General features: G+C 37.8%; 22 protein-coding genes and 1 rRNA gene. 9 read left to right on the forward strand and 14 right to left on the reverse strand.

The features are described 5' to 3' along the window. The first annotated feature begins 175 nt into the window (after window positions 1-175). A complete protein-coding gene (locus F3G98_RS01055; RefSeq protein WP_103569957.1) occupies window positions 176-1,675 on the forward strand; it encodes a flagellin B in 1,500 nt (499 codons plus the stop codon). Window positions 1,676-1,950: 275 nt separating this feature from the next. Here F3G98_RS01055 and F3G98_RS01060 read toward each other — a convergent pair whose 3' ends face one another. The 11 genes from F3G98_RS01060 to dcd form a co-directional block, all read right to left on the reverse strand. After that, window positions 1,951-2,721, reverse strand: coding sequence for an oxidoreductase (locus F3G98_RS01060; protein ID WP_103569956.1), 771 nt, complete (start codon window positions 2,719-2,721; stop codon window positions 1,951-1,953). Next, on the reverse strand, window positions 2,708-3,415 hold the full coding sequence (locus tag F3G98_RS01065; protein ID WP_103608060.1) for an acylneuraminate cytidylyltransferase family protein: 708 nt from the start codon (window positions 3,413-3,415) through the stop codon (window positions 2,708-2,710). The genes F3G98_RS01060 and F3G98_RS01065 overlap by 14 nt, the downstream gene beginning before the upstream one ends. Further along, a complete protein-coding gene (locus tag F3G98_RS01070) occupies window positions 3,408-4,310 on the reverse strand; it encodes a Gfo/Idh/MocA family protein (RefSeq protein WP_103608059.1) in 903 nt (300 codons plus the stop codon). Before F3G98_RS01070 ends, F3G98_RS01065 begins: the two co-directional genes overlap by 8 nt. Before the next feature lie 13 nt (window positions 4,311-4,323). Further along, on the reverse strand, window positions 4,324-5,370 hold the full coding sequence (locus tag F3G98_RS01075; RefSeq protein ID WP_103559012.1) for a nucleotidyltransferase family protein: 1,047 nt from the start codon (window positions 5,368-5,370) through the stop codon (window positions 4,324-4,326). Further along, window positions 5,367-6,527 carry a UDP-N-acetylglucosamine 2-epimerase gene (gene neuC, locus F3G98_RS01080; protein ID WP_103569953.1) on the reverse strand — a complete coding sequence of 387 codons (1,161 nt, stop codon included), beginning with the start codon at window positions 6,525-6,527 and terminating at the stop codon, window positions 5,367-5,369. The genes F3G98_RS01075 and neuC overlap by 4 nt, the downstream gene beginning before the upstream one ends. After that, window positions 6,524-7,525: an N-acetylneuraminate synthase gene (gene neuB / locus F3G98_RS01085; protein ID WP_103569952.1), complete on the reverse strand. Its 1,002-nt coding sequence runs from the start codon at window positions 7,523-7,525 to the stop codon at window positions 6,524-6,526. The genes neuC and neuB overlap by 4 nt, the downstream gene beginning before the upstream one ends. Before the next feature lie 24 nt (window positions 7,526-7,549). Further along, on the reverse strand, window positions 7,550-8,161 hold the full coding sequence (locus tag F3G98_RS01090; protein ID WP_103569951.1) for a NeuD/PglB/VioB family sugar acetyltransferase: 612 nt from the start codon (window positions 8,159-8,161) through the stop codon (window positions 7,550-7,552). A 2-nt stretch (window positions 8,162-8,163) separates the two neighbouring features. After that, the gene (locus tag F3G98_RS01095; protein ID WP_103608058.1) at window positions 8,164-9,315 is read right to left on the reverse strand and encodes a LegC family aminotransferase; all 1,152 of its coding nucleotides are present in this window, start codon (window positions 9,313-9,315) and stop codon (window positions 8,164-8,166) included. Continuing rightward, window positions 9,302-10,489 carry a UDP-N-acetylglucosamine 4,6-dehydratase gene (locus F3G98_RS01100; RefSeq protein WP_306460223.1) on the reverse strand — a complete coding sequence of 396 codons (1,188 nt, stop codon included), beginning with the start codon at window positions 10,487-10,489 and terminating at the stop codon, window positions 9,302-9,304. Before F3G98_RS01100 ends, F3G98_RS01095 begins: the two co-directional genes overlap by 14 nt. Window positions 10,490-10,491: 2 nt before the next feature. Further along, complete coding sequence (locus tag F3G98_RS01105; RefSeq protein ID WP_149725635.1) at window positions 10,492-12,471, reverse strand: motility associated factor glycosyltransferase family protein; 1,980 nt, start codon at window positions 12,469-12,471, stop codon at window positions 10,492-10,494. 196 nt (window positions 12,472-12,667) lie between these two features. Continuing rightward, a complete protein-coding gene (dcd, locus tag F3G98_RS01110) occupies window positions 12,668-13,228 on the reverse strand; it encodes a dCTP deaminase (protein WP_002939953.1) in 561 nt (186 codons plus the stop codon). 124 nt (window positions 13,229-13,352) lie between these two features. Between dcd and F3G98_RS01115 the strand changes: the two genes are divergently transcribed. Beyond that, window positions 13,353-14,195 carry a DUF3737 family protein gene (locus F3G98_RS01115; protein WP_103608055.1) on the forward strand — a complete coding sequence of 281 codons (843 nt, stop codon included), beginning with the start codon at window positions 13,353-13,355 and terminating at the stop codon, window positions 14,193-14,195. A 147-nt stretch (window positions 14,196-14,342) separates the two neighbouring features. Beyond that, on the forward strand, window positions 14,343-14,939 hold the full coding sequence (locus F3G98_RS01120; protein WP_103608054.1) for an effector protein: 597 nt from the start codon (window positions 14,343-14,345) through the stop codon (window positions 14,937-14,939). Window positions 14,940-14,941: 2 nt separating this feature from the next. On the opposite strand, the gene F3G98_RS01125 is transcribed toward F3G98_RS01120, so the two are convergent. Then, window positions 14,942-16,090: a hypothetical protein gene (locus F3G98_RS01125; RefSeq protein WP_103608053.1), complete on the reverse strand. Its 1,149-nt coding sequence runs from the start codon at window positions 16,088-16,090 to the stop codon at window positions 14,942-14,944. Window positions 16,091-16,562: 472 nt separating this feature from the next. Between F3G98_RS01125 and F3G98_RS01130 the strand changes: the two genes are divergently transcribed. From F3G98_RS01130 to nrfD, 6 genes are read left to right on the forward strand one after another with little or no spacing between them, the layout of a single operon-like run. Continuing rightward, window positions 16,563-17,273 carry a disulfide bond formation protein B gene (locus F3G98_RS01130; protein ID WP_103608052.1) on the forward strand — a complete coding sequence of 237 codons (711 nt, stop codon included), beginning with the start codon at window positions 16,563-16,565 and terminating at the stop codon, window positions 17,271-17,273. 10 nt (window positions 17,274-17,283) lie between these two features. Then, entirely contained in the window at window positions 17,284-18,177 is an 894-nt protein-coding gene (locus F3G98_RS01135) for a hypothetical protein (protein ID WP_103608051.1), read from the forward strand. 22 nt (window positions 18,178-18,199) lie between these two features. Further along, window positions 18,200-20,491 (forward strand): molybdopterin-containing oxidoreductase family protein, encoded by a 2,292-nt coding sequence (locus F3G98_RS01140; RefSeq protein WP_103608050.1) that lies wholly within the window; start codon window positions 18,200-18,202, stop codon window positions 20,489-20,491. A gap of 11 nt (window positions 20,492-20,502) precedes the next feature. Next, entirely contained in the window at window positions 20,503-21,054 is a 552-nt protein-coding gene (locus F3G98_RS01145; RefSeq protein WP_012140509.1) for a 4Fe-4S dicluster domain-containing protein, read from the forward strand. Between the two features lie 10 nt (window positions 21,055-21,064). Next, a complete protein-coding gene (locus F3G98_RS01150) occupies window positions 21,065-21,703 on the forward strand; it encodes a TorD/DmsD family molecular chaperone (RefSeq protein ID WP_103631105.1) in 639 nt (212 codons plus the stop codon). A 10-nt stretch (window positions 21,704-21,713) separates the two neighbouring features. Further along, a complete protein-coding gene (gene nrfD, locus F3G98_RS01155; protein ID WP_103608048.1) occupies window positions 21,714-22,598 on the forward strand; it encodes an NrfD/PsrC family molybdoenzyme membrane anchor subunit in 885 nt (294 codons plus the stop codon). Window positions 22,599-22,652: 54 nt separating this feature from the next. Here nrfD and F3G98_RS01160 read toward each other — a convergent pair whose 3' ends face one another. Both F3G98_RS01160 and rrf read right to left on the reverse strand, forming a co-directional pair. Continuing rightward, a complete protein-coding gene (locus F3G98_RS01160; RefSeq protein WP_103608047.1) occupies window positions 22,653-23,264 on the reverse strand; it encodes an isoaspartyl peptidase/L-asparaginase in 612 nt (203 codons plus the stop codon). 277 nt (window positions 23,265-23,541) lie between these two features. Further along, window positions 23,542-23,660: ribosomal RNA gene (rrf, locus tag F3G98_RS01165) — 5S ribosomal RNA — on the reverse strand. Window positions 23,661-23,697 lie beyond the last annotated feature (37 nt).

Genomic DNA, 23,697 nt, shown 5'->3' on the forward strand with positions numbered 1-23,697 from the left:
GTAATTGTAGCAGAAATAATTTTTTAGAGTGCAACGTGTGAAAAATTTTTAGATGGAGCGCGATTTTTGTTTTTTATAAAAAATTTTTATGCATAGCTCTAAACTTTTTTAAAAACCGATCGATATAGTTTTCGTGCGACATGAAGTCGTAACTTAAAACATAAAAGGATTTACAATGAGTTTTCGTATTAACACAAACGTAAACGCACTTAACACACACGCTAACGCAGTTAGCAACAACGTTGACCTATCTAAGTCACTTAACAAACTTAGTTCTGGTCTTAGAATTCAAACAGCTGCAGATGACGCTTCAGGTCTATCTATCGCAGATAGCTTAAGAAGCCAAGCTTCAGCTCTAGGTCAAGCTATTGCAAATGGTAATGATGCTATTGGTATCATTCAAGTTGCCGACAAAGCTATGGACGAGCAGTTAAAAGTTCTTGACACTATCAAGACTAAAGCTACTCAATCAGCTCAAGACGGCCAAACAACTCAATCACGCCAAGCATTGCAAGCTGATATCGTTCGTCTAATGGAGGAGCTTGACAATATCGGTAACACTACTTCATTTAACGGTCAGCAACTACTAAACGGAACATTCTCTAATAAAGAGTTCCAAATAGGTGCTTATTCAAACCAAACTGTTAAAGCAAGTATTGGCGCGACTACATCTGACAAGATCGGTCTTACACGTTTTGAGAGTTCAAAACTACTAACTGGTACAGATAAAGTTACCCTTAAATTCTTAAGCGTTGATGGCGTAAATGATGTTAGCATAGCTTCTACTAAGATATCAACTGGTCTTGGAACTGGTGTTGGTAAATTAGCTGAAAATATCAACAAAACATCTGATAAAACAGGCATTAGAGCTACATTTGATGTAACTAGAACTATGTCAACTTCTATAGTAAGCGTATCTATCAAAAGCTTTAAAATCAATGGCGTTAAAATCGGCGACCTTGATGTAAAAGAAAACGATAGCAACGGCGCTCTAGTAAATGCGATCAACGCTGTTAAAGATCAAACAGGTGTTGAAGCTTCTATCAATACAGAAGGTAAAATGGTTCTAACAAGCCGTGACGGTCGTGCGTTTAGCGTTTCAGGTGATAATATCTCAAAAGCAATCGGTATGAAAAAAGACCAAGTTTTCGTTGGTCGTATCAACCTTGTTCGCCTTGATGGTAGAGATATTAAGCTATCTGCAAAAGGCGCAGCTGCCGGTGATGCTCTAAAACTAGAGTCAGAAGCTTTCTCAGCAAAAGGTGGTGCTCAAGCTTCAGTTGCTTTAAGAGATGTAAGAGGTCAAATAGACGGCAAACTAGCTAGTGCTATGGGCTTCCAAAGAATGACTAAAGTGCTTACAGTAGCTCAATCAGCTGGTGTAATGACACTAAAAGGCGCAATGGCTGTTATGGACATCGCTGAGTCAGCTCAAAAAACACTTGATCAAGTTCGTTCAGACCTTGGTTCAGTTCAAAACCAACTTCAAGCTACAGTTAACAACATCACTGTAACTCAAGTTAACGTAAAATCAGCAGAATCACAAATCAGGGACGTAGATTTTGCTAGCGAGTCTGCTAACTTCTCAAAACATAACATCCTAGCTCAATCAGGTGCTTATGCTATGAGTCAAGCAAACAGCGTTCAACAAAACGTAATGAAACTTCTACAATAACGTAGCTAGTTAAATTAAGTTTTAAATAGGGCTTTGTTGCAGTAGCAAAGCCTTAATGTGTTAATGCTTTTACAATACGCAAACCCCCAGCCCCAAAGCTAGTCTTTGGGGTTTTAGATATTTTTCCATATTAAGTTAAATTGTAAAAATAGAAAAATTATAGATAGCAAGCTCTTGCTTGGTAAAATTTAGTATGAGAAAAAGTGCGTATTAAAAGCGATATATAAATTTATCTAGCTTAAACTAGATAAATTTATACTATTTTATTTAGATTTTTATAGACTAAAACCATCATCAACTACGATATTTTGTCCATTTACATATTTTGAAGAATCACTTAGCAGATACACTAAAGCTCCACAAATATCATTTGCATCAAGCATGCCTTTTGTACCACATCTCTTTTTATATTGGCTTAAAAATGGCTCAGGCTGTCCATCTAAAATACCTCCAGGACTTATAGCATTTACGCGGATATTGTCTTTTTTAAACATCTTTGCCATATATTTTGTCATACCAAGAAGGCCATGTTTTACAACTGTATATTCAACTGGAGAGTGCATATTTGTCCCCTCATATGTCTCAAAAGCAGGGGCTCCGATACCTTGAATGGATGAGATGTTTATGATATTACCATAACCTTGTTTCAAGAAGTACTTGATGAAATTTTGCGAGATATTAAAGTATCCGCCAAGATGTAAATTTAAAAAGGCATTAAAATCATCCATATCGATCTCAAAAAATTTCTTACCGTAATTTTTACTTTTTGGATAGGCATTATTTACTAATGCATCTATATGTCCATACTTTGAGTGCAAGAAATTTATAGCCTCGTTGATAGAATTTGCATCGCTGATATCAATTTGCAAAACTTCGATCCTTGCATCTTTTTGCGAGCTTGCAATCTCATCTTTTAATAAATTTGCCCTTTTTATATCAACCTCTGCTATCACGCCAACTCCGTTTTGGCTTGTAATCGCTCTGATAAAAGCACTTCCTATCCTGCCAGCCCCTCCAGTAACTACTACGACCTTATCTGTTAGCATTTTTTTCCTTCATTATAAACTCTACAAATTTAAAATCTAGCTCACAATCTATATCAATCGATCTATCTTCATCCATCACATAAAGTCCAGTTTTTGGTAAAAATAAAGTGTCGTTATTTAGTAAAACTTCGCGCTTCCAGATATAAATAGAAGCATTCATATCATAAGTTTTTGGTGCATCTTGACGGCGCAAAATAGCATTTGGTAAAGTTTTTGCAAGTGCTACGTGTCCATCTAGATAAATTTCAACTAGGTTAAAATATGGACTTCTTCTGCTTGGCATAGCGGTTATTAGGTTGTCATTATCATCACGCAAAAACTGCTCAAAAGAATTTGTTATGTCACTCACATCACGAAGTGGAGATGTGGCATCAAGGTCGATCTCATAGTCAAATTTACGTCCGTAATGTTCCTCGCTTTTTAAAAAAGCATCTTTTATAACATCAAGTTTTCCTGCCGTATCGCTAGCCATAGCAGCATCTCTTTTAAAAAAAACCTCTGCACCGTACTTTACAGCTACCTCTGCTATCAGGTCACTATCTGTACTAATAACAATATGCTCAAACAAATTTGATGCTATTGCCTGCTCTATGGTGTGAGCTATAAGTGGCTTGCCGCAAAGCTCTCGAACATTTTTGCCTTTAACTCCCTTACTACCACCTCTTGCGCATATCGTACATAAAACATTACTCATTGTTTTGCCTTTGAATTTGATCTATCGCGTCCATCACATCTAGCCCCTCATCAAAGCTACAAATATATCTTTGCTCACCCAAAACATCTTTATGCATAGCTAAAAACATCTCGTTTCTTGCCAAATTTGGCATGTTAAAAATTTGCTTACTACTATCTTGCTTAGTAAGAGTGCCTGCCATAAAGTCAAGCTCATATGTAGAGCCTTCGCACTCCACACGCAAGCTTCTATGTGTGATATGGCTTAGATAGTCAATGCTTACATTTGCTATGGCATCCATTTTAGTCCTACCAAAAACCATACATAGATCATCGCTTGTTATCTCTAAATTTGAAATTTTACCTTGAAAGCTCGTTAGGCTTTCAAATTTGCCACATAGCCACATAGCATAGTCTAGCTCATGACTAAGATCTAACAAGACGCCGCCACCTTTTTCTTTGCTAGCACTATAGCATCTTCTATAGTCGCCACTTCGCCAGCTTGGTAGATACTGACCGCAATTAGCATTTAGATATAAAATTTTCTCGTTTTTTAAGAACTCTTTTAGCTTTTGTAAGAGCGGATAAAACCTCAGTACATAGCCTACAAAAATTTTATTATTTTTAGGCGTAAAATTATATTTTTTTTCAAATAATGGCTTTTCACAAAGTATGATCTTGCCACTCACTCTTTCATCTATAAATTTCAAATTTTCTAGATGTAAAAATGTGGGAGTTGCTATGACGAAGTAGTCAAACTTGTCTAAATTTGAGACCTCTTCTAAGCTTTTGTAGCAAATTTTATCAGCCACATCTTGGCTAGTGACTAGGCAAATTTCATCTATCTGTGCTAAAGTCTCTAAGACCTCGCAGTGTCTTTTGCCGATCGAGCCATAGCCTACAACAAGAGCTTTCATCTAAAATAGCTCACTAAAATATCTTTGCATATTCTTCATTTGCCTTTTGATACTCTTCAAGACGTCCTATGTCTATCCAATACTCATGTATCGGAAAGGAGATTACATTTTTGTCTTGAGCTATCGCCTTTTCAAAGAGTGTGGGCATATCATAAAACTCATCTTGTGGAATTAGATCTAAAATTTCAGGTGAGAGCATATATATCCCAGCACTTACAAAAAATTTCTGCACTGGTTTTTCTGCGATAGCAGTTATTTTATTATCATTCATCTTTACCACGCCGTAAGGCACCTCGTAGTCGTACTCTCTGACGCACATTGTAGCTGTGGCTTTATGTAGCGTGTGATAGTTAAAAATGTGCTCGAAATTTACATTTGTAAGAAGATCGCCGTTCATAACAAAAAATGGCTCACTTGGACGCTCTTTTAGCAAGCTTAACGCCCCTGCTGTACCCATCCTTTTTTGCTCTAAAACATAGTCGATATTTACGCCAAATTCTTTTCCGTCGCCAAAATAGTCCCTAATGATACTTGCATTAAAATTTACGCACATCGTGATATTTACAAAGCCATACTCTGCAAATTTCTCGACTATCGTCTGAAGGATCGGCTTGTTTCCAACCTTTAGCATCGGCTTTGGCGTATCTTGCGTGAGTGGTCTAAGTCTAGTACCAAGGCCTCCCACCATTAGGATAACTCTATTTGTCTTGCCAACTGGCTTAATAATATCTTCGATGTCTTCTATGCCCACAAGCTTGCCAAGCTCGTCAACCAATGGAATTTTATGAAGTTTTTTAGCAAGTGCTATCTTTAAAATAGACTCTTTCGTATCACCGACACTTGCTATACTTGGGCTCTTATGTACTACGAGGCTGACGCTACTATTTAGGTCTAGGCCGTTTAGCAAACCACGTCTGATATCACCGTCTGTTACCGTACCTACTAGAGCGTCGTTTTCATCAACAACGATAGCTATTTGAAGTCCTCCGTTGTTGATAGTCTGCAAGGCATCTTTTATGGTTGAATTTATACTTAGTTTTATATCGTTTACTATTCTCATTTTATACCTATATCATAAAATTTCTTTTTCAAAATACCATCAAGCTTGATCTCTTTTAAAATTTTAACCATTTTTTTGCTTGGATTGCCACCATCATATGGGTTTATCGTATCTTTTAAAGTTTGCTCAAATTCTTTTGAATACGCTCTTTTGATAGCAGCTAAAATTTCTTCTTTAATAGGCCTAACGTCTATCACACTGCTAGCTCGAGCACGTCCTTTTTGGCGGTCACCTATATTTATGGTGGCCTTTTTAAAGCTTGGAACTTCCAAAAGGCCACTTGAGCTATTTCCTAAAACAATATCAACAAATTTGATCGCGCTTAGATATCTTAGCTGTCCAAGCGATGCAAAAGCCACTGCTTTTTGTGGGTTTTTGCTCACACACTCATCTATCATTTTATTTATCACATCGCCATCTGTGTCGCTATTTGCTTTTGTAAAGATAAAATTTGTTTCCTCTAGTTCATCAAGTGCATTTAAAAGCTCATTAAACTGCTCTCTTGCACTACTATTTTCAAGTGTAGCTGGGTGAAAAGTAATGAGGATATTTTTTTTAGCAAGCTTAAATTTTATAGACTTTTCAAATTCTTCTTTGCTTAATAAATTTAGCTTTTTTATATTTTCAATGCTTGTTCCGCCAACATTAAAAACTCTATTAGGATCTTCACCAAGCTGGATTATGCGGTTTGCGTACTCATTTGTGGCTGCAAAATGTATATGGCTCATCTTTGTTATACTGTGCCTAAAAGCCTCGTCAAACGCCCCTTGGGTGGTCTCGCCGCCGTGAATATGTGCTATTGGTATCTGCATGATACTAGCGACACCTGCTACACCAAATATCTCATATCTATCGCCAAGAAGCACTAATATATCAGGTTTAAGCTCAACTAGTGCCGGAGCAAATTTCTCATAAACTCTTGCCATCTCAGCGCAAATATCAAGACTTGTATGAGAACTACTTAAAATTTCTATCTTTTTATCTATCTTAAATTCTTTTTCTATCTCTTTGTATGTTAGTCCAAACTCAGGACTTAAGTGCATGCCAGTAACAATAAGCTGAAGCTTAAGCTCGCTATCTGCACTGATCTCTTTTAAGAGCCAGTAAAGCAGGCCATATTCGGCTCTGGTGCTTGTAACGACACAAATTTTTCTCATATCAGTTCATCTTGTTTATAGTCTTTTTGTGAAATTTGCCCGATCACCTCATCCCACCTCATAGGATTTATACCATCTCCTGGACGTTTTACGCAGATATTTTGCTCGCTAAAAATTTCACCCTTTTTTATATCTCGTTTTGCCACGATCGACTTTCTAGCTATTTTGATATTTTCACTCTCGCTTTTGCTAAAGTGTTTTAGTCCGTCTCCAAGTGCTAGCTCGATATTTCTAATAGCTCTAACCATATCCGTTAGCTCATCTGGCTCAAGGCTAGCCTTGTGATCAGGTCCAGGAAGACTCTTATCAAGCGTAAAGTGCTTTTCTATGATCTTTGCGCCCATGGCAACTGCTGCGATATCAACCTCGATGCCAAGGGTATGATCGCTATATCCGACCTCAAGACCAAAGGCATTTTTAAGAGTTATCATCGCCTTTAAATTTACATCCTCCATTGGCGTTGGATACTGCGTATTTGCATGTAGAAGGCTTATGTTTTCACGTTTCGTGCCACTTTTTACAAGTGCTTCTATTGCGGCCTCCACCTCGCCTAAATTTGCCATGCCAGTTGAGAGAATGATCTTTTTATTAAGCCCACCTATCTGCCTAAGATAAGGTAAATTTGTTATCTCGCCACTTGGGATTTTAAATGTGCTAAGCCCCAGCTCATCAAGAAGCTTTATGCTGTCGCTATCAAATGGAGTTGAGAGAAAAGTGATATTTTTTTGCTTGCAGTAGGCTATAAGCTCTTTATGCGTGATCTCGTCTAGTTCAAGCTTTTTTATCATCTCAAACTGGCTTTCATTTTTATCAGTAGTTTCTTTTTGATAACTAGCCTTTTGCGCGTTTTTTGAAACAAGATTTTGAGCCTTAAAAGTCTGAAATTTCACCGCATCAGCGCCAGCTTTGGCTGCCACATCGATCAGTTTTTTAGCTAAATTTATATCGCCATTGTGATTTACCCCAGCCTCAGCTATGATAAAAACTCTATTTGACATCAAATTTCCTTTAAAATGCTAGTTTTACGCCTTTATAAAAGCGTTTTTCTCCAAGCTTCTCATCACCCTAGTTCCGCCACCTATGATAGAATTTTCGCCTATCACGATATACTCTTTGCTGGTTGCATTGCTACCAAAAAATGTCCCATCCTGCACGACAACGCCACCATTTACCACACTTACTGTTGAGATATGGCAGTGATCGCCGATAGTTGCGTCATGCTCCACAAGCGCCTTTGTGTTTATGATACAGTTTTTACCGACACATGCGCCAGCGTTGATCAAGGCATGATGCATCACTACGCTTCCCTCACCCACACTTGCATGCTTTGAGATATACGCAAGCGGTGAGACTATGGTTGGAAGTATGAAACCTATTTCTTTTAGCAGTGCAAACAGTCTTTTTCTAGGCTCACTACTTTTTATCTGCCCAACCGTCACCACAGCATTTTTGCATGATTTAAAAACCTCAGCTAGGTCTTCATCACTACCGATGATCTCATAGCCAAGCACCTTTTTGCCAATATTTTCTGCCGTATCTATGATACCAATTATATTAAATTTAGCTTCGCTCTCGATGACATCTATCACACTTTTGCAGTGCCCACCGCCACCTACTAAAACTATATCTTGCACGGCTAAACTCTTACGCTGCTTGGGATATTTACTATCCTGTCGCTTAGAAATTTAGCATTTTTTAGCTCATCTCTTTGGCAGTCCTTAAACATGTCAAGCTCGTTCATAAGCTGCCAGATAGGACGCGTAAAAACGCCATTTTCATTGCTAAATTTCAAAAACTCATCTCGTTTTTCACGGCTTTCAAAAAGCACCGCATTTAGCCAAAAATTTGACCTAGCATCCGCTGGCTCATCTATAAATTTCACATCATCAAATTTAGAAAAATACTCTTTATAGATCATCGCAAGCTCGCGTTTGCTCTTTAAAAATAGCTCCAAATTTTCAAGCTGCGCCACAAGCAGGGCTGCGTTTAAATTTGGCAAGCGGTAGTTGTAGCCGACCTCGCTGTGACGATACTCAAAAGGGTGTGGCACCTTGGCCGTTGTGGTGATAAATTTAGCGTGCTTTGCTATCTCCTCGTCGTTTGTGATGATAGCTCCGCCTCCTCCGCTTGTGACGATCTTATTGCCATTAAAGCTCATGGCTGAGAGCTTACCAAAATTCCCTGTATGAGTGCCTTTGTAGTAGCTGCCAAGGCTCTCGGCACAGTCTTCTACTAAAGCGATGTTCCAACGCTTGCAAATTTCAGCTATCTCATCTATCTTGCAAGGCAGTCCAAAAGTGTGCATAGGCACGCAAGCACGCACTATCCTGCCGCTGGTTTTATTGACACATTTACCGCCTTTTAGCTCGCAGTTTTTCTCTAAAAATGCACTAAGCGATGCTGGCGACATACCGAGCGTGTCAAGATCAACATCTACGAAAACCGGCTTTGCAAAAAGATAACTAATGGCGTTGCAAGTGGCTATAAAAGTAACTGGCTGCGTGATCACTTCGTCATTTTGCTCTACTCCAGCTAGTTTTAGGCAGATGTGAAGCGCAGAGGTGCCATTTGTCGTGGCAACTGCAAATTTAGCACCAACCATTTGAGCTAGCTTGCTCTCAAACTCATCGACAAATTTGCCGACACTTGAGACAAAGCTAGAGTCGATGCACTCAAGTAGATATTTTTTCTCATTGCCTATAAATTTAGGCTCGTGAAGCGGGACTTTGTACTTGCCAAAAGTGCTTTTTATAAATTTCAAAACCTCGTCAAAATCACATTTTTTCATCGAGATACTTTCCTGTTTCTTTATGCATAAAATTTGGTATAAGCTCGAAAACTTCGCGCAAAACGTCCTCTTTGCTCCATGTCAAGCTTGATTTTAAATTTAAGATATTGTTTTTGAAAATTTCTAGCTTTTTACTGTCAAAATTTGCATCATTTTTAACTATGCCGATATTTTGAAGTCTTTGCATATCAAGCCTCTCGCCATCAACGAAAAACTCCTCGTAGTCCTTCTCTCCAGTCGTGTCGCTAGGCGCAAAAAGACAAGGGTAAAAGCCATCTTTTGGAAGTACTTTTGCAAGCTTTCTAGCCTCCTCCTCATTTTCACACAAAAATGGCTCGTAGCCTAGATTTGCCAAGTAGCGCTTGGCTATCTCACTAAATGTTATGAGGTCTAAATTTTCATCTAATTTTGGGAAAAATATATCTCTATTTTTGCCAAAAATGGTGCTTAAAAGGCAGAGCTCTCCGCTCTCTTTTGGCGTTAAAAAATAGCGTCTGACGTCGTTTGGAGCGACTATGGGCTGAGCCTTTTCTATGCGTTTTTGAAAGCCAAAAAGAAGCGAGCCGTCGCTAAATGCTACGTTTGCGAACCTAGCCATCGAGACGTCGATCTCTAAGGAGTGCCTAAACGCAAACATCTCCATGATGCGCTTGCTAGCTCCCATTAAATTTACAGGGTTTGCGGCCTTGTCGGTGCTAACGCAGAAATATTTTTTTGACTTCATATCCGAAGCTTGAGCCAGCGTTTTATCAGTGTTAAAGATATTTGTTTCAAGCATTCTCATGAGTGTAAATGGGTCTTTTTCGCTTCTAACATGCTTTAACGCTGATAAATTTAAAACGTAGTCAAATCCACCACTTTGTGCTAAAAGTGCGTCAAATTCGGGGCTTGCAACATCTATGGCAAAAGTTTTAAAGTCACCACTTATATATCCAAACTCGCTTCTTATGTCACGTACTAGCTCGACAAGGTTGTTTTCAGAGATATCAACGACGTAGAGCTTTTTTGGATCTCTTACAAATATCTCTTTTGTCACGGCAGAGCCTATAGATCCTGCCCCACCGATAACTAGAAAGCTTGAGCTTGAGACTATCTCTTTTAGGTCTTTATCAAGCGCATTTATGTCATCTTCAAAGAGGTTTTTCGTGCGTCCTATTAAGCTTAAGATATCCATTATTAGTCTTCTTTTGGAAAGATTCCACGTTTTTTAAGCTCTTTTATAAGAGGCTTAGAGGCTTCTTTTGTTGTTTCTATATCAGCATTTATACCACCAGCTGCTGAAAACAGCCAGTATTTATGTGCATTTGCCCATTCAAATAACTTATCTATCTTTTCTTTGTTTGTGTCACTTGGTGCTACAGAAATTTTAGCAAGCTCTAACTCCTGGTAGAAAACCGATATCATAAAAACATTTTGTATGTATTTCATATACTTTCTTTTTGATATAAAGTCTTTGGCTTTATCTACTTTCTTGACTATTTTTAAAAGTTCATCAAAATGCTTTTGAGTTATCTTGTCTTGTTCTCTTAGTAAATTTAACTCATCTATCCTAGGAGTAACTTCTAAAAATACTTTTTCAAGCTCTTTCTTCAAAAAGGTTTGCATTTTTATCTTTTCTTGTATTACTTTATAAGCTTTTAACATATCGTTATTTGTTGTTTTTTCACTATTTTTTGGTATGTGAGGCAGCTTCTTTTCTTTTTTATCTGTACAAAGCTCTCTCATAACCTCCAAAAATGGTCTTTCTATAGTTCCTTCTATTCTTGCACCACCTTCAGTACAGTTATACGAAGTTATATTTTCGAGTTTGGACTGCTCAATATCATTTTCAAACTGATTTTTAAATAGCGTCCAAACATAAGTTGTTCGCACTTCACCTTCGCCACCATAAGCTGTGATATATAAATTTTCATCTGGCTGAGCTATGGTATGACCTTTTGCATGACTTGCTCCATCTTTGCCAAAAGCAAGATCTTGGCCTATAAAAACAATATTTTTATGCCCTAACACATAGGCCAACTGATAAGCCATGTTTGCACAACTATGTCCGACTCCTAAATAGCCATATTTTTTTAAACCGAACATCTTCTCTTCATGTTGTGGCTTCATGGTAAGCACTAAGCGTCTTGGTAATATATTTTTTACGCTTTGTGTATGGGTCACCGAAGAAATAACAAAATATATATCTTCATCAACATCTGGGTGTTTTTTTTCAAAAAAAGTAGATGTTGGTATCATGCGTTCAATCGATGTTACATAGTCAGGCTTTATACCATTTCTAGCAAGTATGGGGTATGAAGCATCGACACTTATAATACTTACATAAGGTGCAAATTTTTTAAGTGTCTCTAGCTGCTTGTCTAAACTTGGGCCAGTAGAGACAATTATGGCTGTATCAACTAGCTTATACCTCTTTTTGATTAGATCATGGTAGCAATAATTTTTAAACATCTCTGGTAAATTTTCTATATTTTGTCTTGTGCCTATTAAAAGATCATCTATAGAGTTGCCATGGGCTATAACTATATGAGAAAATGCCTCTGCAAATTTTTTATTTATATCTATATAGTCATCTGAAAACTGATCATAAAATTTAGAGTGTATTATTAAATTGTATGTCTTTGAGTAGGATTCTAACTCAGCGTTTACTATAAGATAGTGAAACTGTGTGTGAGTTGTAAATTCTGAGAAAAATAGCACTATCTGCTCTTTTTCTAACTCTTCAGATAGATCGATCAAATTTAAAACACTATAAATTATTTCGATCTCTGGTTCAATGATAGCAATGCTTTTATGAGTCTCATTTTTTGCCAACGCTTTATAAAGTACACCATTTCCAAGACCATAGAAAAAAAGGCCTGGATATCTTTTGTATTTTTTTTCTATCTCATCAAGCATCTTATATGTCTCTTCGACAGGATTTTCATATATGGATTCAGATGTCTCTTTGTTTATTATATTTATATCCAAAGGATCATTTTTCCCTAAAACTATCTCATATTTATTTTGTGATGTCATACTAAATAATCTAGCAGCCAAAACTTCATCTTGCTGAAATAGTGCTTGAAGATTCTTCTCAAAGATAGGATTTGTTATACCGTTTAGCTTTGTTTCTTTTGTCTGTTTAGCTGCTTTTTTACTTTTTTTCTCTGACATGTATATCCTTATATTTGAGCTTGATTTATGTTCTAGTTTATAAAATTTTAAGCAAAAGCTGTGCCAAATTTAAAATTTGTTTATCAAAGCTCTGCTCTTTCTAGCTTCTATTTCGTCAAAATTTCTTTATTGTTTAGGGTTTTTATAAAAAGTGGGCGATAAATTTAGCCTTTGCAAAGTCGCAAAGGCATAAAAATTACTTCAAAATTCTAGGCAGCGTGATGCCTTCTTGGGCTTGGTATTTGCCGTTTTTATCAGCATAAGTCACCTCACAAGGCTCATCGCCCTCGATAAATAGCACCTGCGCGATGCCCTCGTTTGCATAAATTTTCGCAGGTAACGGCGTCGTGTTTGAGATCTCTATCGTGATATGCCCCTTAAATCCCGGCTCAAAAGGCGTCACATTTACGATGATGCCGCACCTTGCGTATGTGCTCTTGCCAAGGCAGATCGCTAGCACGTTATCAGGCATGTTAAAGTACTCGATCGTACGCGCTAAAGCAAAAGAATTTGGCGGCACTATGCAGACATCGCCCTTAAAATCGACCACATTTTTCTCATCAAAATTCTTTGGATCAACGACGGTTCCGCCGATGTTTGTGAAAATTTTAAACTCATCACCCACGCGGATATCGTAGCCATAGCTAGAAACGCCATAGCTAACGACGCCACGCCCCACTTGCTCCTCGGCGAATGGCACGATCATCTTCTTTTCGACCGACATTTTCCTTATCCAAGAGTCTGATTTTAAACCCATTTTTGCTCCTTTTTTGGGGCGATTATAACGCTTTGCGTCTTTAAAGTAAATTTAATGGTATTTTGCAATAAATTTTTGAGAAAATCAGTATAATTTTAAAAGAAAAATTTAATAAAGGATAAAAATGCAAGAGAGAAACGCTGAAATTTTCACAGGAGAACGCGCGATGTTTGGGGCAAAGGGGATAAATTTTACTAACTGCATCTTTGAAGATGGCGAGTCGCCGCTAAAACACAGCTCAAATTTAAAGCTAAATGAGTGCGTTTTTGCCTACAAATATCCACTTTGGTACGCAAGCGACATCACGCTAAATGGCGGATACTTGGAGCCTTTAGCAAGGGCTGGCATGTGGTACAGCACAAATTTAAGCTTCAAAGATGTGGTCATAAATGCGCCAAAAAGCTTTAGAAAAAGCTCGCAAATTTTACTTGAAAATGTAAATTTCTCAGATGCCGCCGAGACACTTTGGGGATGCTCGGATGTGAAGATAAAAAATATCTTTGCAAAAGGGGATTATTTTGGGGCAAATAGCGAAAATTTAGAGGTTGATGGGCTAAGCTTGGACGGCAACTACTGCTTTGATGGCTGCAAAAACCTTCGTATCACAAACTCAAAGCTCATCTCAAAAGATGCCTTTTGGAACTGCGAAAACGTGGTCGCGCAAAACTGCCTTATCTCTGGCGAGTACCTAGCCTGGAACGCGAAAAATGTGACACTCATAAACTGCACGATAAAGAGCTTGCAAGCGCTTTGCTACGTGGAAAATTTGGTCGTGAAAGATTGCATTTTTATGGACACAAGCCTTGCTTTTGAGTATTCAAGCGTCGATGTAAGCACCAAAAGCTGCATAAAAAGTGTGAAAAATCCAAAAAGTGGCATCATAAGAGCTGGCAAGATAGAGGAGATCATCATAGATGGTGGCCTGGTCGATGTAAGCAAAATAGAGATAGTCACGGATGAAATTTGATTTGTTTTTAAAAAACATTTGCTACACAACTTAAATTTATAAAACCGAAATAGCTCGCTAATAAAAGATCTTACAAATTTCGTAAAATTTAATAACTTTTATCCTTAAAAGTAGTAAAATAGTTACACTTTTTTGATCGGAAATGATATGAAATTCAAAGACTTTAAAGAAAAAAACAGTAGCAACTATGATTTTTTCGCAGCTGATGAGATGAGCTATAAAGAATTTGTGCAACTAAGCTTTAAAGAGTTTTTAGCTAAAGACAACTGCTCAAAGTGGCGGCTTGACATAGATGATAAAAGGTTTAACTCATTTCCAAATTTCACCCAAAAACATCAAATTTGCATATCGAATTTAGACTATGAAGATAATATTTTTCAGTTTAGAATTTGCTCTGAAAACAACGTATCAAGCCTTGGCTACCGCATGTTTACGAGCTTTGATAGCGCTCATAAAGATTTTGTCACAGACAATATCAAATGCTCTGATGAGGTTATGATGAGCCTAAAGCTTGGCGAGCTTAAAGAGTTTCCTTGCATATCAAAATGCGGCTGGTGGATCAAAGATATCTGGCGAGACATGTATCCTATCTTGGACGAGACTAGCAGCGAGGACTTTGTGGCTGACATTATAAAAAACGAATTTACAAAAAAGATGACCGAGATAAACGAATGTCTAAAAAAAGCTCAAAATAGCGGCAAGCTTGATGAAGTGATCGCCAAACTAAAAGATAAAATAAACTAAATTTAGAAATTTCCACCCACCGCACACGAGCTAGCTGGATAGGAAGTAAGTCCGTAGTCAGCTGACTCAACGTTATAAAAGTCTAAATTTGCACTTCGCGAGATGATATATTCAAAGCCTTTTTGATTTAGTTCGATCAAAATTTCAAGCTCAGCATCTCTTTTACAAACTATGCTTTCAAAAAAGTGAGAGAAGAAAGAAATTTTGGCATTTTCTTTTTGCATTGAGTGATTTAGCATGAGCTCCATGTTGCTAAAAATTTTAAAGATAGTTTGATTTGTCTCAAATTTACCAAACCTTGCGTAATAATTTTGCAAATTTGCACCATTTAGTACGATGTTTTTAGTGCAATTTTTTGTGATCTGTTCATATATAAGACCGAAGAGTTCGATCGAAGCATTTTGATTATCCATTACTCTATTTGCGTGATTTGTAACAACTACAAAGCCATCTTTTATCTCGTATTTTTCATTTTTATAATAAAAGCTAACATTTGCCACCTCTTGCTCGAAACGCTTTTTATAAGCAAAAGGCAAATAGTTTAAAACGCCCATTTTATCGATAATAGCTGAGCTTCTTACGCCACCATCTAACTCATGCTGCATGAAGTATCTTATGAAGCTGCCTTGCTCTATGTCAAAGCTGTTTAAATACTCGATCTTATCAAGGTATATGCATCGGTAGAGCTTTACAAATTCTTGGTTTAGCCTCAAATTTATCTCATCTTGTAGATCGCCATACTTTTCAGTTTGATCTGCGTCTATAAATTCGATGATATTCATCTGCTTTTCGATCTTATCTTTTACAAAGATCGAAATTTTCACATCCTGCATCTCATAAAAGCACTTTATCGTATCTGTGGCACTTTTTGTGATATCTGTTTTAAATTTCTTAGCAAGCTCTGCTTTTTTAAGGGTGAGTGAAAAGTCGCCATTTTTTAGTTTATTTTGTGAGTATAAAAGATAGAGCAGTTGCTCATAGACCATGAGATGTGAGTAGGTTAAAAATGTATTATCCACCACGATGACGTAGTAGCAACGCGTTATAGAGTATCTTTTGTTATTTTGCAAAAACTCATCATAAATTTTTAATTTGCTTGGGGATTTACATACCTTAAAAACATCATATGATTCCAAAAATATATTTTCCATTACTACCCCTTTTACCTTTGCAAAAATATTACATAACTATTCTTTAAGCTAATTTGAATTTATAAGCTAGCTAATAAAAATAATTTTATAGAAACTAATATTAATTTAATTAAATATAGCTTAATTATATAAAATATTTTTATATAAATATATTTTTATTTACAAAATTTTATTTTATAAAGTAAAACTTAGCTATAAAAATATATTTTTTAAACTAAATTTAATAAATATAGTTATATTATTTTTCTCATATAAGCATGCTTGTAGTTGAAAATTTACAAATTGGGAGCTCAAAATGGAATTTCTAATTTTGACGCTATTTCTGATTAGTGGGCTTATCTTATACATAAAGCCACAAATGAAGAAATTAGCAACGTCCTGTATGGCTTTGGGGTGCGTAATACTAGTTGCACTAGAATTTTACGTAAATTTATGGGTAGTCTTGCCAATAGGCAACTTTTAGGAGGGCAAGATGCAAACGAAACAAAATGAAATCCCAGCAAACGAACAAGGCTTTTTCAACCTTATGTCACTAGCCATCACTGCTCTTGTGGCACTTCCAGTTGGTATCGCCTGCTTGGTGCTTGGCTTTGGACTAGGTGATAACCCTTGCATAATGTGCTGGGCCGAGAGGATCACGATGATAGCTATTAGCCTAATAGCGCTTTTCATCATCAGATACGGACTAAAGCCTGGCTATCTAGCAGCACTTTTACTAATGGCTTGCTGGGGCATATTTAATGGCTTTATCCACTACAGCCTGGATGGAACATTTGGCGGCTATCTTGACATCAAACAAGGTTTTGGCCTTGAAATTTTAGGTGCCCACACTCAGCTCTGGGTTATGGTTGTTGATTTTTGTGTGATCATATTTTTGGCTCTTATATTTTTGTTTAGCAAAAACTTAGGCCTTATAATGCAAAAAAGCTCAAATGGCGAATATGGCAACTTTCTAAGCTACTTGCCACTTGGCAAATTTGCAAATTTGGTCTTTATCGTGATCATACTTGCAAACTGCGTTCAAGCCTTTATAGCTTCTGGTCCACCGCCATATCTAGGATCTAGCACACCGCCTAGAATGAGCATCGATCCTTCAAAATGGTTCTGGGAGAAAGACCACTGGGATAGCTCGCTTGATTTTAGATTTGACTGGAACCCTGAGCTTCCAGACCTAGCGAAGTAAGGAGAGAAAGATGAAAAAGATAATATTTTTTATCGCATTGGCAAGCCTTGCTTTTGGGTTTAACTTTGACATGGATAGTAAAAATGGAGCGATCCAAAACGTAAAAGAGCTAGGTCTTAAAGATACGCTCACTCTAAATTTGCAAAACGATAATGCAATAACTGGTGCTGACTACGATGAGAGCAAAAAGCACTTTGCTCTTGTCTCAAACGACAATGAATTTTACATCGCAGATGAAAATTTAAAGCCTTTAAGTTATGCCAAGCACGATCGTCATTTTATAATGGAGATGGAGGCAACAGTCGGGGCTACTTGGTATAAAAACGAGCTTGGCATGATAAGTTATAACAAGACTTTTGTCTTTTATGAGCCAGCTAGCAACCTTAGTAAAGATGAGCAAAATAGCCAGTGGAGGCACCTATTGGCTGGATATGACGCGTGGAAGCTAAACGACCTTGGCAACAAGGGTAGATTTTCTACCATTAGATCAAAACAGCAATACATCTTAGGCTGGGACTACCTAGAAAGTGAAAATAAATTTTTCACAGCTAGCGTGCCAAATGACGTTAGAGACTACTGGAGTGTGGCTATATTTGACGGCGACGACAAGATGATTTTGGAAGAATTTGCGCCAAAAGCTGGATCAAATTTACAGCTAAAAGAGGGTAGAAATTTAAACAACTACTACATTACCGGCATCGACGTAGAGCCTGATGCGCTCTATCTTTTAAGTAAAAATTTCTCAACTATTTTAAAGTTAAATTTAAACACCAAAGAGATAGACGAGGCATTTAGTTTTAGTGGGGTAAATAACCCAAGAGCATTAGCGATCAAAGATAATAAATTTTACATCTTCTCACGAGAAGGCAAAGAGAATAAAGTTTTTATCTTTGAGATGAAATAGCTATCAAATTTAAGGAGAAAACATGCAAAGACGTTCTTTCCTAAAAGGCACGGGAGCAGCTCTGGCAGCAGCTGGAACAGCTCCTAACCTATTTGGTATGGAGCAATTTGAGGTGGATTTTAACCCAAAATCCTATAAGAACGAGGAAAACGTAGAATACCACTACCTAACCTGTCCTAGAAACTGCCGCGACGCCTGTTCGATGATCGCTGAGATCAAAGACGGCAAAATGGTAAGCATAAAAGGCGATCCAAAACACCCGCTAACGCAAGGCACAGTCTGCGTCAAAGGTCACACCTATGCCATGCACCTATATAACGCCGACCGCATCATGCACCCTATGAAAAGAGTCGGTAAAAAAGGTGAAGGCAAATGGGAGAAGATAAGCTGGGATCAAGCCTTAAAAGAGATAGCTGCAAAGCTAACTGAGATAAAAGAGAAATTTGGTGGCGAAGCCTTGACCGAGTTTGTCTACTCTGGTAATGAAGGACATATCTCAAAAACTATCGCACCGGGAAATTTCTTTGAAAAATATGGAGCTACAAGGCTTGTTAGAAACCCTTGTGACTGGCCAAGATACGCGGGTACTCCTAGCGTTATAGGCACTGACTTCTCAAAAGATGCACTTGAGATCGATGAGAGTGATATGTACATTAGCTGGGGATCAAACGAAGCTTACACAGCCGTACACTGGATAAGATTTGCTCACCGCGTTAAAAAAAGAGGCGGAAAGATCATCGTTATAAATACGATAAGAATTCCTCTAGCAAACCAAGCAGATATGTTTATCCAGCTAAAACCATCTAGCGACCCTGCATTTTGTCTAGCGGTCTGTAAATTTTTGATAGAAGAAGATCTATATGATCATGAATTTGTAGAAAAATATACCACTGGCTTTGAAGATCTAGTACACGAGTGCTCACTATACACTTATGGCGAGCTGTCTGAGATGTGCGGAGCAAGTGTGGATCAGATAAAAGTCTTTGCCAGAGAGTACGCTCATGCAAAAGCACCAGCTATCATGCACGGCGACGGCGGACAAAGACACTTTAACGGAGCAAGACTTGTTCGTGCAGTTACATTTTTACCAGTTTTAACTGGCGCCTTGACAAAGCTTGGTGGCGGACTATTTTGGGCATATGTGCATGTAAAAGGCTGCTTTAACTTCGACAACTGCATGCCAGACCTATCTCCAAAAGATAAAGATGGCAAAAAGATAGAAAGACAGCAAGTAAGCTATATAGAATTTGGTAAAGGCATACAAAAAGAAAATCCAACATATCTTGACAAGCCTATAAACACGGTCATTCGCGCCTGTATCAACTACAACTCAAATTTAATGGTAACAGCGCCAAATACAAATTTGATCAAAAAACGCATAATGGACGATGACTTCTTCTTAGTTGTCCTTGATCCATATGATATCGATACTTGCGACTATGCTGACTATGTGCTACCTGGTGTTACATTTATGGAGAGTGAGGATATCCAAAACGACCAAATTTCTGGATACGTCTGCTACAACGCTCAAAGCGTAAAACCTCTTGGCGAAGCTAAGACAAATTTAGAGTTCTTCAACGCTCTTGCAAAAGCGATGGGCTATACAGAAGAGTGCTTTAACTGGGATAGCGAAACAGTTTGCAGACGCTTTTTGGATACAGAATTTGCCAAAAAACAAAACATCACCTATGAAAAACTAAAATCAGTCGGCTGGATCAAACCATTTAGAACGCCTGAAACGATGAAAGATCAGTTCCCATACTACCCTTATGCACCAAAAGACAAACTAGTCTTTGGCACAAAGAGTGGAAAATGCGAGCTTTACTCACAAACCTTTAAAGACGCAGGATATCATCCGGTAATAGACCTTGAAACTGACTGGGACTACTATGAAAAGAGCAATAAATTTGGAAAAGACTATCTCAAAAAATATCCGCTTTATTTCATGACGCCAGGTACTCAGCTCCAAGATAACTCAAACTGGGGTAATATGCCTTATATCTTAAAAAGGGTTATCGTTAAAGGCAATGCTGAGCTATTTATGACACGTGAAGATATGGAGGCTCGCGGTATCAAAAACGGAGACACAGTTGAGGCAACAAACGAAAAAGGAACAGCCGTCTTTACAGCAGTCGAGACAAATCAAATGAACCCAGGCATAGTCTATGCATGGAACAACATCTGGGTAAAAGTGACAAAATCAAGAACTGGAGCAAATATACTTTGCTCTGATGGCGTTAGTGACCTAGGAAATGGCTCAACCTATACAGCTAGCTTTTGTGAAGTAAAAAAAGCAGCTAAACAAGAGATGTAAAGGGGTCTAAGATGAAAAGAAAACAAGGATTTTTATTTGATTATAACTTTTGTATAGGTTGCAAGGCTTGCGAAATTTCATGTCAAGTCTATCACAACCAAGATCCAGATATAAACTGGAGGCATGTCGATGGTCTTATGATACATGAAGATGGCATAGAAAAAGAGATATTTATAACTCACTCTTGCCACCACTGCGATGAGCCAGCCTGTATGGACGTCTGCCCAGTTGGAGCATATATCAAGCTAGAAAATGGTGTCGTACAGCCACTTCATGATAAGTGCATAGGCTGCGGATACTGCTTGATGGCTTGCCCTTACGGCTCTATCACAAAAGGCAAAGACGGCAAGGCTCAAAAGTGCAACCTCTGTGCCGAAAAACTTGAGCGTGGCGAAGAGCCAGCTTGTGTGGCGGGTTGTCCGTGTGGAGTACTAAAACTAGTTGATAGCAACGTCAGCGACAGCGCTGGTATGCAAAAAGAGATGCCAGGCTTTAAGCACTTCTTTACCAAGCCAAACATCCGCTTTTATCCAAGAATGAAGCGAAATGAATTCATACATTAAAGAGTAAAAGATGGATAAGGTCAAAGAAAAGCTTAGCGTTAGCCTTAGTGTTGAAGACTTTTTAAGGCGATTTTTCTTAGTGGAGCTTAGAGAGCAAAATTTAGATGAGCTCATAAGCCTAAGCCTTAATTTTAGTGATAAATTTAAAAATCACGACTTCATACTTTGGCTAAATAAGTGCAAAGATGATCTAAATTTGCTAGATGAGCTAAGATATGAATTTAACAGGCTTTTTGTAGGGCCAAGACACCCAAAGGCCGAGCCATACGAGTCGGTTTATTTTGATTATAAAACGATGTTTGGTGAAAAGACCATGCAGGTGCGAAGCTTTTATGAGAGCTCTGGTCTAAAGCTTAGCAAAGAGCAGTTTGATAAATTTCCAGATGACTTCATCGGATACGAGCTGCAATACCTTTACTTTCTAAGTTTCAATGCCTTACAAGCAGACGAAAAAGAGAAAATGGATGAAATTTTACATAAAAAATATGACTTCATCCGCACTCATCCGTTTGAGTGGTTTTATAAATTTAGCTCTCGCTGTAAGGAAGCTACAAATTTAGAAGCTTATGTGAGCTTTGCTGATTTTTTAAATTTATATCTTGAAAACGAGATAGAGCAGTCAAGAGCTCTTCTAACTTTTAAGAGTTAAAGGATAGATAATGGAACAAACAACTTGGGGATGGCTCATAGTCATATATCTCTTTTTAGGTGGTTTAGGTGCTGGGGCGTTTTTGTGCTCGGCTTTAGCCTACAAAGGCTTTTTGGGCAAGCTTGATGAGAAATTTTATAAATTTGGATTTTTGCTCGCGCCAATAGCGGTCATAGTTGGAACTGCACTTTTACTATTTGACCTAGCACCAAGCGCAGCGATCAATCCAGCTAAGATCATAGGTCTTTACACAAGACCAGTTTCTATAATGAGTATCGGCACATATCTTCTTACATTTTTCATAATAGTTAGCGTGCTTGTACTTTTACAGGTCAAAAAAGGCGGCAAAATTTGCGATATGCTGCTTAGCCTTGGCTCGCTACTTGCAATTGGAGTGATGGGTTATACTGGACTACTTTTATATGTTGTAAAAGCGATCCCACTTTGGGCAAGTATATGGCTACCGATACTATTTACTATCTCAGCCATATCAACAGGCCTTAGCGCAAACGCTATATCTGTGCTAAGTGGTGGCGGCGTTTTGAGCCACGAGTCGCATAAATTTCACACTATTTTAGTGGCGCTTGAAATTTTTGCCCTCTTGATGCTATTTGCAAGCGTTAGAAACGAAGCTGCTGGCATGGCTAGCATAACCAAAATAGTATCAGGCTCTCTAGCACCGATGTTTTGGATAGGCTTTATAGTGCTTGGTCTTGCACTGCCATTAATTGGCGGCAGTAAATTTATGCTACAAAGATGTGGCGTGACAAAAGATGGAGCAGTATGCGGATGTAGCGAAGGCATCAAAAGCTGTGTATATAATGAATATGGTGTTTTAATCGGCGGTTTTTGCCTAAGAGCATTTATTGTTCTTGGAGCAATTTATATATTTTAATAAACTTTCTCCCTTTAAAAACTAGGCCGGATATAATCCGACCTAGCTATCTAATCATTTCTCACTAAGTGGCCAGTAAACGACTGGTTTAGCTCCTAGTCTTGCCTCACCATGATACATACCAAGTTTATCTTTAGTCCAAGCAAAGCCAGTCTTACCAAATTTATCGATAGAGATGATACCACCACTGCCACCTAGTGCTGCTACCTCTTTTACAGCCTCTTCGGCTGCTTTTTGCACATCTGAAGTTTTGTATTTATAAAGAGCTGAGACCTCATGAGCAGCATTTACACGCATGTAAATATCACCTGTGCCTGTGCAAGAGACTGCTACTGAGTCATTATCTGCATAGGTTCCAGAGCCAATTATCGGACTATCACCTATACGACCAGTCATTTTATTTGTCATGCCACCAGTACTTGTTGCTGCAGCTAGGTTGCCATTTTTATCAAGAGCTATCGCTCCAACAGTGCCAAGATATGGACGCTCATATAAATTTAGTGAGGTTTTCTTTGTCTTTTCACTATCAAGCATGAGCTTTTGTTTCTCTTTAGCTCTTTGGAGTGCGTCATATCTAAACTGCGTGAAAAAATACTTTTGATCGACCATCTCTAGGCCGTTTTCTTTGGCTAGCTTGCAGTCTATATATTTTTTATACTTGAAAATTTAACATCATCATATAAGTATTTTTTTGCAAAGATCTTATTTCGTACTATTAACCTATATTCTCACAGACCGAAAGCATCATACCTTAACACCTTCTCGTCATGATTTACAATTTTACATTAATAAAAATAAACATATTAAATTAAATAAAAATCCATAAAAAACAATAAATAAAAAATTTAAAAAAAAACAAACCAATATTTTATACTTAAACAGAAATAAACACTAATAAAAACTAGGATTAAATAATATAAGAATTAAAGCAGATTAACAACAAAGCCCGCAACGACCTACTTTTCCAACATCCCAGTAAGGGAGAGTATCATCAGCCAGGACGAGCTTAGCTTCTTGGTTCGAGATGGAGCAAGGCGTTTCCTCGTCTGTATAGTCACGGGCAGTGTTAAATAAAAGATATACTAGATAAATCTCTTAT

This window comes from Campylobacter concisus (assembly GCF_902460895.1).
Taxonomy (GTDB): Bacteria; Campylobacterota; Campylobacteria; order Campylobacterales; family Campylobacteraceae; genus Campylobacter_A; species Campylobacter_A concisus_BC.